Origin of the sequence: Streptomyces sp. NBC_01244, from assembly GCF_035987325.1 — a bacterium.
Classification (GTDB): domain Bacteria; phylum Actinomycetota; class Actinomycetes; order Streptomycetales; family Streptomycetaceae; genus Streptomyces.
The window spans coordinates 3,894,046-3,908,637 of record NZ_CP108488.1 but is presented as its reverse complement, the minus strand read 5'-3'; the positions used below and the strand labels follow the sequence as shown (position 1 = coordinate 3,908,637).

10 protein-coding genes are annotated in these 14,592 nt (G+C 73.8%); 7 read left to right on the top strand and 3 right to left on the bottom strand.

From position 1 onward, the window contains the following. The first annotated feature begins 161 nt into the window (after window positions 1-161). Window positions 162-3,722: a transcription-repair coupling factor gene (gene mfd, locus OG247_RS17300; RefSeq protein ID WP_327253093.1), complete on the top strand. Its 3,561-nt coding sequence runs from the start codon at window positions 162-164 to the stop codon at window positions 3,720-3,722. 120 nt (window positions 3,723-3,842) lie between these two features. On the opposite strand, the gene OG247_RS17295 is transcribed toward mfd, so the two are convergent. After that, the gene (locus OG247_RS17295; RefSeq protein WP_327253092.1) at window positions 3,843-4,004 is read right to left on the bottom strand and encodes an Rv0909 family putative TA system antitoxin; all 162 of its coding nucleotides are present in this window, start codon (window positions 4,002-4,004) and stop codon (window positions 3,843-3,845) included. Between the two features lie 110 nt (window positions 4,005-4,114). On the opposite strand from OG247_RS17295, the gene OG247_RS17290 reads away from it, so the two are divergent. Then, entirely contained in the window at window positions 4,115-4,831 is a 717-nt protein-coding gene (locus tag OG247_RS17290; protein WP_327253091.1) for an HNH endonuclease family protein, read from the top strand. A gap of 129 nt (window positions 4,832-4,960) precedes the next feature. On the opposite strand, the gene OG247_RS17285 is transcribed toward OG247_RS17290, so the two are convergent. Next, window positions 4,961-5,662, bottom strand: a complete 702-nt coding sequence (locus tag OG247_RS17285; protein WP_327253090.1) for a hypothetical protein — start codon at window positions 5,660-5,662, stop codon at window positions 4,961-4,963. A gap of 144 nt (window positions 5,663-5,806) precedes the next feature. On the opposite strand from OG247_RS17285, the gene OG247_RS17280 reads away from it, so the two are divergent. The 3 genes from OG247_RS17280 (at window position 5,807) to OG247_RS17270 (ending at window position 10,285) form a co-directional block, all read left to right on the top strand. Next, window positions 5,807-7,969, top strand: coding sequence for an N-6 DNA methylase (locus OG247_RS17280; protein ID WP_327253089.1), 2,163 nt, complete (start codon window positions 5,807-5,809; stop codon window positions 7,967-7,969). A gap of 172 nt (window positions 7,970-8,141) precedes the next feature. Beyond that, window positions 8,142-8,780, top strand: a complete 639-nt coding sequence (locus OG247_RS17275; protein ID WP_327253088.1) for a hypothetical protein — start codon at window positions 8,142-8,144, stop codon at window positions 8,778-8,780. After that, the gene (locus OG247_RS17270; RefSeq protein ID WP_327253087.1) at window positions 8,777-10,285 is read left to right on the top strand and encodes a serine/threonine-protein kinase; all 1,509 of its coding nucleotides are present in this window, start codon (window positions 8,777-8,779) and stop codon (window positions 10,283-10,285) included. The genes OG247_RS17275 and OG247_RS17270 overlap by 4 nt, the downstream gene beginning before the upstream one ends. A gap of 93 nt (window positions 10,286-10,378) precedes the next feature. Here OG247_RS17270 and OG247_RS17265 read toward each other — a convergent pair whose 3' ends face one another. Then, complete coding sequence (locus OG247_RS17265) at window positions 10,379-12,754, bottom strand: YfhO family protein (RefSeq protein ID WP_327253086.1); 2,376 nt, start codon at window positions 12,752-12,754, stop codon at window positions 10,379-10,381. A 176-nt stretch (window positions 12,755-12,930) separates the two neighbouring features. Between OG247_RS17265 and OG247_RS17260 the strand changes: the two genes are divergently transcribed. Then, the gene (locus OG247_RS17260; RefSeq protein ID WP_327253085.1) at window positions 12,931-13,551 is read left to right on the top strand and encodes a SurA N-terminal domain-containing protein; all 621 of its coding nucleotides are present in this window, start codon (window positions 12,931-12,933) and stop codon (window positions 13,549-13,551) included. Window positions 13,552-13,581: 30 nt separating this feature from the next. Next, window positions 13,582-14,571 (top strand): nucleoside triphosphate pyrophosphohydrolase, encoded by a 990-nt coding sequence (locus OG247_RS17255; RefSeq protein ID WP_442813314.1) that lies wholly within the window; start codon window positions 13,582-13,584, stop codon window positions 14,569-14,571. Window positions 14,572-14,592 lie beyond the last annotated feature (21 nt).

The following is a 14,592-nucleotide window of genomic DNA, read 5'->3' as shown; positions in this document are numbered from 1 at the left end:
CCGCCACGGCCACGAGCGGCCCGAATCCCGCCCGGATCCCACGCGCGGCTGTCGGACCCGCGTCGTAGGGTGGGAACCCCCGGCCCGTTCGACGTGTCGGGTCCTTCGCGTTGCCGCCCCGCGGGAACTCGCCGCACCTCACCGGACGGAAAGCCGCCTTCATGAGCCTGCACGGACTGCTCGACGCCGTCACCCGGGACCCCGCACTCGCCGAGGCGGTCACCGCGGCCGGGGACGGCAACCGCATGCACGTGGACCTCGTCGGCCCGGCCGCGGCGCGGCCCTTCGCCATCGCCGCGCTGGCCGCCCGTACCGGGCGCACCGTGCTCGCGGTCACCGCCACCGGGCGGGAGGCGGAGGACCTGGCCGCCGCGCTGCGCTCGATGCTCAACCCCGACGAGGTCGCGGAGTACCCGTCCTGGGAGACGCTCCCGCACGAGCGCCTGAGCCCGCGCAGCGACACCGTCGGCCGCCGCATCGCCGTACTGCGCCGTCTGGCGCACCCGAGCAAGGACGACCCCGCCGCGGGCCCGGTCTCCGTGGTCGTCGCGCCGATCCGGTCCGTGCTCCAGCCGCAGGTCAAGGGGCTCGGGGACCTGGTCCCGGTGAGCCTTCGCCAGGGCGAGAGCGTGGACCTCGGCGCGGTGACGCAGGCACTCGCCGCCGCCGCGTACTCCCGGGTGGAGCTCGTCGAGAAGCGCGGGGAGTTCGCGGTGCGCGGCGGCATCCTCGACGTGTTCCCGCCCACGGAGGAGCACCCGCTGCGCGTGGAGTTCTGGGGCGACGAGGTCGAGGAGATCCGTTACTTCAAGGTCGCCGACCAGCGCTCCCTGGAGATCGCCCAGCACGGCCTGTGGGCCCCGCCCTGCCGGGAGCTGCTCCTCACCGACCAGGTGCGCGAGCGCGCCGCAGCCCTCGCCGAGCTCCACCCGGAGCTCGGCGAACTGCTGCACAAGATCGCCGAGGGGATCGCGGTCGAGGGCATGGAGTCCCTGGCCCCGGTCCTGGTCGACGACATGGAGCTGCTGATCGACGTACTGCCGGCCGGTTCGATGGCCGTCGTGTGCGATCCGGAGCGGGTGCGGACGCGGGCCTCGGACCTGGTGGCGACCTCGCAGGAGTTTCTGATGGCCTCCTGGGCGGCCACCGCCGGCGGTGGCGAGGCCCCCATCGACGTGGGCGCGGCCTCGCTCCGCGGGATCGCCGACGTACGGGAGCACGCGCGCGAGCTCGGCATGATGTGGTGGTCGGTGTCCCCGTTCGCGGCGGATGAAACGCTGACCTATGCCGCTGACGCGGCGGGGGCGGTCGGCCGCGACACCCTCACCCTCGGCATGCACGCCCCCGAGGCCTACCGCGGCGACACCGCCCGCGCGCTCGCCGACACCAAGGCCTGGCTCGCCGACGGCTGGCGCACCGTCTTCCTGACCGAGGGCCACGGCCCGGCCGCCCGTACCGTCGAGGTGCTCGGCGGCGAGGGCATCGCGGCCCGGCTGGAGGCGGACGTCACCGTCCTGGAGCCCTCGCTGGTCCACGTCTCGTGCGGCTCCCTCGACAACGGCTTCGTCGACCCGGTCCTCAAGCTCGCCGTCCTGACCGAGACCGACCTGACCGGCCAGCGCACCGCCACCAAGGACCTCGGCCGGATGCCGACCCGGCGCCGCAAGACGATCGACCCCCTCACCCTGGAGGTCGGCGACTACATCGTCCACGAGCAGCACGGCGTCGGCCGCTACATCGAGATGGTGCAGCGCACCGTGCAGGGCGCCACCCGCGAGTACCTGCTCGTCGAGTACGCGCCGGCCAAGCGCGGCCAGCCCGGCGACCGCCTCTACATCCCCACGGACCAGTTGGAGCAGGTCACCAAGTACGTCGGCGGCGAGGCCCCGACCCTGCACCGGCTCGGCGGCGCCGACTGGACGAAGACCAAGGCGCGGGCGAAGAAGGCGGTCAAGGAGATCGCCGCCGACCTGATCAAGCTGTACAGCGCCCGCATGGCGGCCCCCGGCCACACCTTCGGCCCCGACACCCCCTGGCAGCGCGAGCTGGAGGACGCCTTCCCGTACGCGGAGACCCCCGACCAGCTCACCACCATCGCCGAGGTCAAGGAGGACATGGAGAAGTCGGTCCCGATGGACCGGCTGATCTGTGGCGACGTCGGCTACGGAAAGACCGAGATCGCGGTCCGCGCCGCCTTCAAGGCCGTCCAGGACGGCAAGCAGGTCGCCGTCCTCGTCCCCACCACACTGCTGGTGCAGCAGCACTTCGGGACCTTCTCCGAGCGGTACGCGCAGTTCCCGGTCAAGGTGAAGCCGCTGTCGCGCTTCCAGAGCGAGGGCGAGTCGAAGGCGACGCTGGAGGGGCTGCGCGAGGGCTCCGTCGACATCGTCATCGGCACGCACCGGCTGTTCTCGCAGGAGACCAAGTTCAAGGACCTGGGCCTGGTCATCGTCGACGAGGAGCAGCGGTTCGGAGTCGAGCACAAGGAGCAGCTGAAGAAGCTGCGCGCCAACGTCGACGTGCTGACGATGTCCGCGACCCCCATCCCGCGCACCCTGGAGATGGCGGTGACCGGCATCCGCGAGATGTCCACGATCACCACCCCGCCCGAGGAGCGCCACCCGGTCCTGACCTTCGTCGGCCCCTACGAGGAGAAGCAGATCGGCGCCGCGATCCGCCGCGAGCTGCTCCGCGAGGGCCAGTGCTTCTACATCCACAACCGGGTCGAGTCCATCGACCGGGCGGCCGCCAAGCTCCGCGAGATCGTGCCCGAGGCGCGCATCGCGACGGCGCACGGCCAGATGTCCGAACAGGCCCTGGAACAGGTCGTGGTGGACTTCTGGGAGAAGAAGTTCGACGTCCTCGTCTCCACGACGATCGTCGAATCCGGCATCGACATCTCCAACGCCAACACCCTCATCGTCGAGCGCGGCGACAACTTCGGCCTCTCCCAGCTCCACCAGCTGCGCGGCCGCGTGGGCCGCGGCCGCGAGCGCGGGTACGCCTACTTCCTGTACCCGCCGGAGAAGCCGCTGACCGAGACCGCGCACGAGCGGCTCGCGACGATCGCCCAGCACACCGAGATGGGCGCGGGCATGTACGTGGCGATGAAGGACCTGGAGATCCGCGGCGCGGGCAACCTGCTCGGCGGCGAGCAGTCCGGGCACATCGCGGGCGTCGGCTTCGACCTCTACATCCGGATGGTCGGCGAGGCCGTGGCCGACTACCGGGCCGCGATCGACGGCGGCGTGGAGGAAGAGCCGCCGCTGGAGGTCAAGATCGAGCTGCCGGTCGACGCGCACGTCCCGCACGACTACGCGCCGGGGGAGCGGCTGCGCCTCCAGGCGTACCGGTCCATCGCGTCGGCCAACTCCGAGGAGGACGTCAAGGCGGTCCGCGAGGAGCTCACCGACCGCTACGGCAAGCTGCCGGAGCCGGTGGAGAACCTGCTGCTGGTGGCCGGACTGCGGATGCTCGCCCGCGCCTGCGGGGTCGGCGACATCACCCTCCAGGGCCCCAACATCCGCTTCGGGCCGGTGGAGTTGCGCGAATCGCAGGAACTGCGGCTGAAGCGGCTCTACCCGGGCTCGGTGATCAAGCCGGCCGCCTCGCAGGTGCTGGTGCCGCGGCCGAAGACGGCCCGGGTGGGCGGGAAGCCGCTGGTCGGGCGGGAACTGCTGGGCTGGACCGGGGAGTTCCTCGCCACGATCCTCGGCTCGTAGACGCGGCGTACACAAGCGCGGGCGCGGGCGCAAGCGCGGGCGCAGGCGCAGGTAGGCACGGCGACGGCCGCGACGGGACCTTCCGGTCCCCGGTCGCGGCCGTTCGCGTTCCCGCGGGGGTTACTTGTTCGGGTCGTCGTCGATGCCGAGCTTCTCTTCCATCTGCTGCTGGGCCTTGTCGATCTGGTCGGCGTACTTGTTGCCGGTCTTCTCGTTGGCCTCTTGTTCGAGGTTGTCCGAGATGTCCTTGCCCTTGTCCTTGAACCTGTCGAAAATCCCCATGCTCGGGCTCCTTCCGTAATCCCGTTTGCGACGCTACGCCCGTTTGGGGTGGTTCGCCCGCTGGAGAGTCGGAACGCCCCGTAAAGCCATGGAGTTTATGATCTTGTCCTATGCGTCCCCGCCTGCTGCTTCCCGCCCTCCTGCTCGCCCCGGCCGTCGCGCTCTCCGGCTGTACGGGGATCCCCGGACCCGGCGCCGGTGCGGGTGCGAACGCCCGCGGCCCGGCGAACGGGCCGGTGGCCCTGGCCTCGGTGGACGGGCTCGCGGTCAAGGGGCGGGCACCGAAGACGGGGTACGCGCGCGAGCGGTTCGGCAAGGGCTGGCTGGACACGGACGGCAGCGGCTGCGGTACCCGCGAGGACATCCTCAAGCGGGACTTGGCCCGGACCACCTTCAAGGACGGCTGCAAGGTGCTGACCGGGGTGCTGGAGAAGGACCCTTACACCGGGGCCCGCATCACGCACGAGCGGGGCCGCACCGGCGTGGACATCGATCACGTCGTGGCCCTCTCCGACGCCTGGCAGAAAGGGGCCGGCGGCTGGGACAAGGGCAAGCGGATCGCCTTCGCCAATGATCCGCTGAACCTGCTGGCGGTCGACGCCGCGGCCAACCGCAAGAAGGGGGACGGTGACGCGGCCACCTGGCTTCCGCCGGACCGCGGGTACCGCTGCCGCTACGTCGCGTCCCAGATCGCGGTCAAGCGGAAGTACGGTCTGTGGGTCACGGCCGGTGAACGCGACGCGATGAAGCGGGTGCTGACCGGCTGTCCCGGGGAGCGCCTGCCGACCGGGGGCAACCCCACCCGCCCGCCGGAGCGGCTGCGCTGATCCACCCGCTGGGTCGGGTCCCGGGCCGCCGTTTCGGCCGGGCCCCGGACCACCCCCTTCGTCAGGTCCTGGGGCACCCTGTGCCGGGCCCCGGACCACCCCCTGCAATTCCCTGCGTCAGGGCTTTGATCAGCCCTTCTTCCAGTCCTGGCAGTCGGCGGTCTTGAAGAAGCCGTCCCCGGCGGCGATCGTCACGACGGCCTGCCCCTCGGGGTTGTCGTTGGCGATGATCGTTTCGGTGCTGCCGGTCGCATCCTTGGTGCGCTCCCAGTAGCAGCCGCTGCCGTCCTCGGTGGAGCCGGCGGACTTGTAGGTGCCCGGGGCGACGTCGACGCCGACCTTGAGCATGCCGGCCTCGCCGGAGATCTCGGCCTTCGGGGTGCCCTTGGCCTTCGGGTCCACGAGCTCCCAGCCCTTGCAGCCCTCGGTCTTGAAGATCTTGTCGGTGGCGGCGATGGCCACGTAAGTGGAGCCGACGGCGTTGTCGTTGTCGATGGTCGAGTCGGCCTCGCCCTTGGAGTCCTTGGCGCGCTCCCAGTAGCAGTTGGCGTCGGCCGTGTTGCCCGTCGAGCGGTAGAGGCCCGGCTGGACGTCGGAGCCGACCTGGAAGGTGCCGGTGCCCTTGATGGCCGACTTGGCCTTGCCCGCGTCGGCGGCCGGGGCGCTGCTCGACTTGGCCGGCTTCGAGGCGGCCGCGTCGGCGCCCTTGTCGGTGGTGGTGTCGGCGCCGCCGCACGCGCTGAGCGTCACCAGGGCGATGGCCGCGCCGCAGCCCGTCAGGACCTTGTGGGCGTTTCGGGCGGTCCAACTGCTGCGCGTGGTATGGGACATGTGTGTGGCTCCTGCCTCATCTGACGACCTGTTCGATGTGGTCATCACAGCAGAGCCTGTGAACCGAGTCAACAAGTTCCTGAGAGATTGTTAAATTCACACTGTGAATGGGTCTCTCCTCTTTGCAGCGGTATGCTCGCGCACATGCCGGAGCAGAAGCCCCCCACCGAGGCCCCAGCCACCCCCTCCACCCCCGACGCACCCTCCACCCCCACCGACACCACCGAAGCCGCGTCCTCCGAAGCCGCCACCCCCGAAGTCACCGCCGCCGAGATCGCCCGCCTCGCGGGAGTCGGCCGCGCCGCCGTGAGCAACTGGCGCCGCCGGCACGCCGACTTCCCCCGTCCCGTCGGCGGCACCGACACCAGCCCCTCCTTCGCCCTGGCGGAGGTCACCGGCTGGCTCCGGGCCCAGGGCAAGCTCGCCGAAGTCCCGCTGCGCGAACGCGTCTGGCAGTACGTCGCCTCCCACCCCGGCGGCTCCGTGGCCGCGCTCGTCAAAGCCGGGAGCGCGCTGCTCCTCGTACGGGACCGGCCCATGGAGTGGCTGGAGGCCTCGGCCGTCTCCGACGCGCGGATGGCCACCCTGCTGGCACCCGCCGTCGACCGGGTGCTCGCCCTGCGGTTCGGGCCCGCGCACCCGCTCGGAGCCACCGGCCCCCTGCGGCCCACCGCGATGCCCTTCCTGCGGGCCGCCGCCGAACTCGCCGCCGAACTCGGCACCAGGGGAGCCTTCGAGTTCCTGCTCGGCCGCCACCTCGAAGCCAACCCCCGGCAGTACACGCTCACTCCGGACGGCCTCGCCACCCTCATGGCCGCCCTCGCCGGCCCCTCGGCCCGGACCGTCCTGGACCCGGCCTGCGGCACCGGCAGCCTGCTGCGGGCCGTCCCCGGAGCCACCGCCCGCTACGTGCAGGACAGTTCGCCCGAGCTCGCCTCGCTCGCCGCCCTGCGCCTCGCCCTGCAGTCGGACGCGCCGGTCCGCGCGGCCGCCGCCGACAGCCTGCGCGCCGACGCCTTCGCGCGCCCCGCCGCCGAACCGGTCGACGCCGTGCTCTGCCACCCGCCGTTCAACGAACGCAACTGGGGCCACGAGGAGCTGGCCTACGACCCGCGCTGGGAGTACGGGCTGCCCGCCCGCGCCGAATCCGAACTCGCCTGGGTCCAGCACGCCCTCGCCCACCTGCGCGAGGGCGGCACCGCCGTCCTGCTCATGCCGCCCGCCGCCGCCGCCCGCCGCTCGGGCCGCCGCATCCGGGCCGACCTGCTGCGCCGGGGCGCGCTGCGGGCCGTCGTGGCCCTTCCGGCCGGCGCCGCGCCTCCGTACGGGATCCCGCTGCACCTGTGGGTGCTGCGCAGGCCCGCCCCCCACGCGGCGGCCCCCGCCGGGCTGCTCCTCGTGGACACCACCGCACTCGCCGACGGTCCCGGACCGGGTCCGGGGCGGGCCGGCTGGGCCGCCGTGCACGGCGCGGTCGAGGAGGCCTGGACGGCGTACGAGCGCGGCGGCCCGGCCCCCGACGTCCCGGACCTCCCGGGCGTGCGCCGCGTGGTGCCCGTAGTGGAACTGCTCGACGACGATGTGGACCTGACCCCGGCCCGCCACCTGCCGCCGCCCGCCGCGGGCGGCGGCGTGGCCGAGCTGACCGCCGTACGGGACCGGCTGGACTCGACGCTGACCCGCGCGGCCCGGCTCACCCCGCCCGCCCCGCCCGCCGCCCCACCGGACCGGCCCGCCGCGGCGCCGGCCCGGCTGCCGATGACCACCGTCGGCGAACTCGCCCGCGCCGGAGCCCTGCTCCTCTCCACGGGCACCGGCGCCGGCGCGGGCCGGGCCCCCGTCCTGACCGAGTACGACGTGAGCGCCGGCACCGGACCCACCGGCACCCTGGCCGCCGCCGCGGAGGCGCCGCTGCTCACCGCACCGGGCGACGTGGTCGTCCCGCTCACCGGAGGCGCGGGCGTGGCCCGCGTGGTCGACGCGGCCACCGCCGGGGCGGCGCTCGGCCGGGGCCTGCAGTTGCTGCGGCCCGATCCGGCCGCGCTGGACCCCTGGTTCCTGGCCGGCTTCCTGCGCGCCACCGCAAACAACCGCCGTGCCAGCAGCCACGCCTCCACCACGACCCGGCTCGACGTGCGCCGCCTCGAACTGCCCCGGCTGCCACGGACCGAGCAGGAGGTCTACGGGGCGCGGTTCCGGGCGCTGGCCGAGTTCGAGGACGCCCTGCGGCTGGCGGCCCGGCTCGGGGAGCAGCTCGTACAGGGGCTGTACGACGGGCTGTCGGACGGTACGGTCCGGCCGGAGTGAGCGCGCGGGCCGGCGTCGCGGCCCGGCCGGGCTGCGACCGTACAACGGTTGAGCGCATCCCCTCACTCCCGGCCGGGAACGCTGTATACCCTCAGACCCGGAATCCTCCGCACTTCTCAGTCCTTCTCGCCCTTCCTCCACCCTTCCTCCGCACGGCCCGTCAGGAGCAGCGATGCACGGCCCCGGCACCCCGCCGCCCCACGGTCACCAGCCCAGTACCGGGGGCGTGGTGGCGCTCCGCGTGCTGTTCGCGCTGCTGCCCATCCTGAGCTGCGGGTTCCTCGCCTGGGGGACGATGCTGCGGCTCGCGCTGGTCACCCGCAAACCCCGGGACTGGTGGCTGTTCGGGGCCTCCTGCGCGGCCGAGGTCCTCTCGCTGGCGCTGATCGGCGCGGACCCGACCCCGGACGCCAGCGCCTGGCAGGGCAACGCGGGGGCCTTCGGCACGCTCCTGAACGGCCTCGTGGTGTGCATCTACTACCTGGTCGCCGAGATCCGGCATTTCGAGGCGCTCAAGGCCGGGCCCGCCGCGGCCGGCTGGTACCCGCCGCCCGCCTCCCCCTACGTACCGCCCCAGCAGCAGGCCGGGCCCGCCTACGGATACCCGCCGGCGGCCCAGACCGCCCCGCGGCAGCCGCAGCCGCAGCAGCCGCAGCACCAGCCCCAGCAGCCCGCCCCGCAGCAGGCCCCCGAGTCCGCGCCCGCCCCGACGCCGCCCCCGCGCATCGGGCAGGTCCGCGCCGAACTCGACGAGCTCAGCGAGCTCCTGCGCCGCCAGCAGCCGCCCCACAACGAGGGCCCCCGCCCGTGACGGACCGGCTCATCGGCGACCGCTACCAGCTCGCCACCATCCTCGGCCAGGGCGGCATGGGCCAGGTCTGGACGGCCTACGACCGGCGCCTGGACCGCCGCGTCGCGGTCAAACTGCTGCGCCCCGACAAGGTGGCCGGCCCCGGCTCCGTGGCCGAGGAGCTGCGCCGCCGCTTCGTGCGCGAATGCCGGGTCACCGCGCAGGTGGACCACCCCGGGCTGGTCACCGTGCACGACGCGGGCAGCGACGGGGACGAGCTGTACCTCGTCATGCAGTACGTGGAGGGCGCCGACCTCGCCGACCACCTCGCCGAGCACGACCCGTACCCGTGGCCCTGGGCGGTGTCGGTCATCGCGCAGCTGTGCTCGGTGCTGTCGGCCGTGCACGCGGTGCCGATCGTCCACCGGGACCTGAAGCCGCGCAACGTCATGGTCCGCCCGGACGGGACCGTGCTCGTCCTGGACCTCGGTGTCGCCTCCGTGATGGACACCGACACCACCCGCCTCACCAGCACCGGTTCGCCGATCGGCAGCCCCGCGTACATGGCCCCCGAACAGGCCATGGGCGGGGCCGTCGGCCCGCACACCGACCTCTACGCGCTCGGCGTGGTCCTGTACGAGCTGCTGTCCGGCAACGTCCCCTTCGCGGGCTCCACCGCGCTCGGGGTGCTCCACCGCCACCTGTACGAGCCCCCGCTCCCGGTGCGCCAGTTGCGCCCCGAGGTCCCGCAGCAGTTGGAAGCCGTACTCCTGAACCTGCTGGCCAAGGACCCGCAGGACCGGCCCGCCTCCGCTCAGGCGGTGTACGCCTCCCTCGCGCCGCTGCTGCCCCACCACGGCTCGGGCGCCCCCACCGGCCCCCTCGACCCGACCCGGCCCTTCCTGCGCCCGCAGGCCCCCTGGCCCGACCGCGCCCACGTGATTCCGCCCCGGCCGGCGACTCCGCCCCAGCCGCCGCGGCCGGACGTCCCGGCGGCCGTCGAGGAGGCCAAGAAGCTCCTCGACCAGGGCATGCTCACCCAGGCGGTGGACATCCTCGGCGGCATCCTCCCGGCGGCGGCCGAGCAGCACGGCGCGCACTCGCCGGTGGTCCGCTCCCTGCGCAAGCAGTACGCGGCCACCCTGATGGACGACGGCCAGTACCGCCGCGCCCTGCCCGAACTGCGCCGGCTCGCGGAGGAGTTCCCGGCCGGCGACCCGCAGTCCCTGCGCTTCCGCTACGACGCGGCCCAGTGCCTGGAACAGCTCGGCGAACCGGCGGCCGCCCTCGCCGAGTACCGCGCGCTGCTGCCGCTCTTCGAGAACCACTACGCGAACCCGGACCCGGGCCTCCCGCTGGAGGTGCGCCGCCGGATAGCGCACCTGCTGCTCTCCCTCGGCGACCGCCCGGCGGCCCACGACACCCTGGCCCGCCTCCTCTTCGACGGGGAACGCCTGCACGGCCCGAACCACCCCTTCACCGAGGAGGTCCGCCGGACCCTGCTCTGGCTGGGCCAGGTCCGCTGACGCTCAGGCCGGTGCACTTGCTCTGACGCTCCGGCGGGTGCAGGTCGCTCTGACGCTCCGGCGGGTGCAGGTCGTGCTTTCGCCCTCGCCGGGTCAGGTCCGGCGACGCCGCCGGACCGACGCGAGCGGCCCGGGCCGGCCGGGCGGCCCGAGCAGGGCGAGCAGGCCCAGCAGGGCCGTCACGGCGACCGCCGCGCCCGGGACGAGGCCCGGGGGCCGGAAGGTGCAGTCGATGCCGGTGGTGTGGCCGTCCAGCGGGATCGCGATCAGGCCCAGCCGGGCGGCGGCGGGGCGGCCGTTGCAGGTCCAGCCCGCGATCGCGGGGGCGGAGAGCACCGCCGTGCCCGTGCTGCCCGGCGGGAGCACCGCGCGGACGCCCGAGGAGCCGACCCGTACGGAGACCGCCGCCGTGGCGCGCATCCGGCCGACGGCCGCCGCCAGCAGGGAGCGGTCCAGGCAGGCCAGCTGCCGGTGCGCCGGAGCGGCCTGCTCGAAGACCAGCGCCGAGGCAGGGCCGCGGGAGATCCCCAGGGGCTGCAGGGCGGCCCTGTTGCGCGGCGGGTTGGCGTTCAGCCGGAAGGCCGGTCCGTCCGCCAGCCGGGCCGTCCCGTTGTACTCCGGGGCCCACAGGAAGGCCTCCGTCCCCGCCCGGCAGACCCCGGGGGAGAGCGGATCCTCGTAGACCCGCGCGCCCAGCAGCAGCTCCTGGTTGGCGAAGGGAGAGGCCCCGTACGCCGGTTCCGGGCCCGGCGGGCGGACCGTGACCAGTGGCGGGACCTCGGCGCGGGTCACCGTGCCGTCGGGCCGCAGCCGGGCCCCGACGGAGAACACGGCGTCCGTCACCGGATTGTCGAGGCTCTGCACATTGCGGCCGCGCGAGGTCCAGCCCGCCCCGAGGGCCACCATGGTCCGCGTGAACAGGTCCGGGGTGTGGCTGCTGTAGTACGCGCCGCCCTCCCCGCCCAGCAGCATCGGGTCGTTGCCGGTCAGCGCCGGCCGCCCGGCGTCCGTGCGGTACGCGGGCCACCCCTCGGCTCCCGCCAGGGCCCCGGCGCGCGCGGTGTGCGCCGCGCCCCACACCGGGTAGTCGTCCAGGCCCGCCAGCTTGCCCCGCTGGCCGTTGGCGGTGGTCGCCGCCGCCTGGGCCAGCAGCACCAGCGCCAGCACGGCCGCCGCGGGCAGCACCAGGCGCCGGTGGCGCAGCGCCCACCAGGCGGCGCCCGCCAGGGCCAGGCCGCCGCCGAAGAGGGCGAGCCCCCACGGGGTCGCGAGCCCGCTCCCGCTCGCCGCGAGCAGCACCACCGCCAAGGCCGCCGCCCCGCCCGCCAGCGCCCGCGCCCCCGGCGGGCCGGCCGCGAGCCCCGCCCAGGCGGCCATCACCACGATCCCGGCCAGCACGAAGGTCTGCCGGTACGGGCTGCCGTTGGGCGTCGCGAAGAGGTGCCAGGCCAGGTGCGTCGGCATCCACTGGAAGGACAGCAGCACCAGCAGGACGAGCCCCGTCCACACCAGCCGCTCCCGCCCGGCCACGGCCCGGTGGAAGGGCAGGGCCGCCGCGAGCAGCAGGGTCCCGGTGCCGATGAACAGGGCGGGGGAGGAGAAGGAGTAGGTGGCGGGCAGCAGCCGGGCCAGCATGTCCTCGGTCGCCACCGGCACGAACGGCTTGAACCACCCCGGGTAGGCCTGCTTCGAGCTGAGGAAGAGGGGGACGAGCACCGGCGCCGACAGGGCGACGCCCAGCGTGGTGGTCAGCGCCGCCCGCGCAAGGCCCCGTAGCCGGTCCTTCACGCCCTCCCGGGTGAGCAGTAGCCGGACCAGCAGCACCAGGACCGCGCCCAGCGTCGCCATGTAGGCGGTGTAGAAGTTCGCCGTCCAGCAGAGCGCCACCACCACGACGGCCGCCACCGGCCGGCGCGAGCGCAGCGCCCACTCACCCGTCAGACACAGGAGCGGGAAGGCGATCAGCCCGTCCATCCACATCGGGTTGTACGAGGCCTCGATCACCGACCAGCCGCACAGCGCGTACGAGGCCCCGAGCAGCCCCGCCGCCCACGCCGGCCCGCGCCGCTGGGTGCGCAGCAGCCAGGCCATCGCCGCCGCGGCGGCCGCCGCCTTGAGCACGGTGACCACGTACACCGCGAGGTCGATGTCCTGGCGCGGGAACAGCCCCACCAGGACCGCGAACGGGCTGGTCAGGTAGGTCCCGAAGTCGGGCAGGAAGCTGGTCCCGTACCCGGACTGCCAGTTCAGCAGCAGTCCGCCCGGGGCGCGCCCGTGCAGCAGGTCCCACAGGTGCGCGTGGAAGGGCACGAACTGATTGCCGAGGTCGTTGATGCTGCGGTGGCGCGGCCCGTACGGGAAGACGCGCGCCACGGCGTCTCCGGCGCACACGGCCACTGTCGTGACCAGGGCGGCGAGCGCCGAGCCGAGCAGGGAGCGGCGGCGCGGGGAGCGGTGCGGTGTCGACATGGTGGGCCGACCGTGGCACTCCCGGTGGGCCGAAGGGTGGCCATCGGTGGACGCGAACCCCAACACCCCCGGAATCGTTGGTCGAACCAGTGGCTCTGACCACCCCGACTGCATAACATCGATCACCGCACGGCCCTTGTGCACCGAAGCACAATCTCCCGGCCCTGGAGGCTCCTTTGCACCGTCGCACAGCGCTCTCCGTTTCCGCCGCCCTGCTCCTGGCGGCCCCTCTGCTGTCCGCGTGCTCGGGCGAAGCCCGCCCCGGCACCGCGGCCGTGATCGGCGGCGAACGGATCACCACCTCCGCGCTCCAGGCCCAGGTGAACGACGTCCGCACCGCACAGAACCGCTCCGAACACGCGGCCGAGCTCATCGCGGCCGTCCCGCAGCTCGACCGGGTCAAGCTCAGCACCATGCTGCAGAGCCGGATCCTGGACCGGATGGCGAAGGACGCCGGGATCACCGTCACCCCCAAGGAGCTCCAGGAGGCCCGCAAGGCCTACGACGAGGGCAACCGCGGGGCCGCGGCGTTCGAGGAGGCGATCTTGCAGAAGGCCGCCGTCGCCCCCGACCAGATCGAGCGCTGGGTCCGGGACCAGGTGCTCTTCGAGAAGCTGAACGCCAAGTTCGGCGAGGGCAAGCTCGCCGAGCCCGCCGCGAAGGCCGCGGCCGGGCTCGGCATCGAGGTCAACCCGCGCTACGGCGTCTGGGACCCCCAGCGGGTCACCCTCGGCGAGCACTCCACCCCGTGGATCACCCAGGTCACCCGGCCCGAGCAGCCCCCGGCCGGCGCCTGAGCGGTCGTGCCGGGGAGGTAGGTTCGGAGGGTGACTGACGACGTGTCCTCCGAGCCCACCGGCCGCATCGTGCTGCTGACCACGAGCCACCGGGTGGCCCCCGGCGTGCTGTCCTGGCCGGCCTGGCAGACCCTGCAGGCCGCGGACCGGGTGCTGTGCGCCGACCCGGGCCACGTCCAGCTCCCCTACCTCCGCGACGCGGGCGTCGAGGTGGCCCTGGAGACCCCCGACGCCCAGGCGCTGATCGAGGAGTGCGCCGGCGGGCGCACGGTCGTCGTCCTGCTGAGCGGCGAGGGAGACCGGCGGCTCACCGACGGACTGGCCCGCTTCGCCGGCTCGGGCCGGGTCGCCGTACCGGACCTGGAGCTGCTGCCGGGCTCGTACGATCTGCCGGGCGCACGCCTCCTCGACCTCGTCCAGGTCATGGACCGGGTCCGGCGCGAATGCCCCTGGACCTCGGAACAGACGCACGAGGGACTGGCGAAGTACGCCATCGAAGAGGCCTACGAGCTGGTCGAGGCCATCGAGGACGGGGACCGCGAGGAACTGCGCGAGGAGCTCGGGGACGTCCTGCTCCAGGTGGTCTTCCACGCGCGCATCGCGGAGGAGGGCGGCCCCGGTGAAGAGGACGAGCCGTTCTCCATCGACGACGTGGCAGGGGCCCTCGTCGAGAAGCTGATCCACCGGCACCCGCACGTCTTCGGCGACGCGACCGCGGAAACCCCGCAGGACGTGCACGCACACTGGCAGCGCACCAAGCAGGTGGAGAAGCAGCGGGAGTCGGTGACCGACGGGATCCCGCTCGGCCAGCCCGGTCTCGCGCTCGCGGCCAAGCTGGCGGGCCGCGCCCGCGCGGGGGCGGTGCCCGTGGAACTGCCCCGCGGAGAGGGCGTCGGGTACGAACTGCTGGATCTGGCGGCGCGTGCCGAGGCGGCGGGGACCGACCCCGAGACCGCTCTGCGCGCGGCGGCCCGGACCTACCGGGACGCGATCCGTGCGGCCGAGGGCGTCGGCGAGTAGCCCTCGGCAGCGGGAGGCATC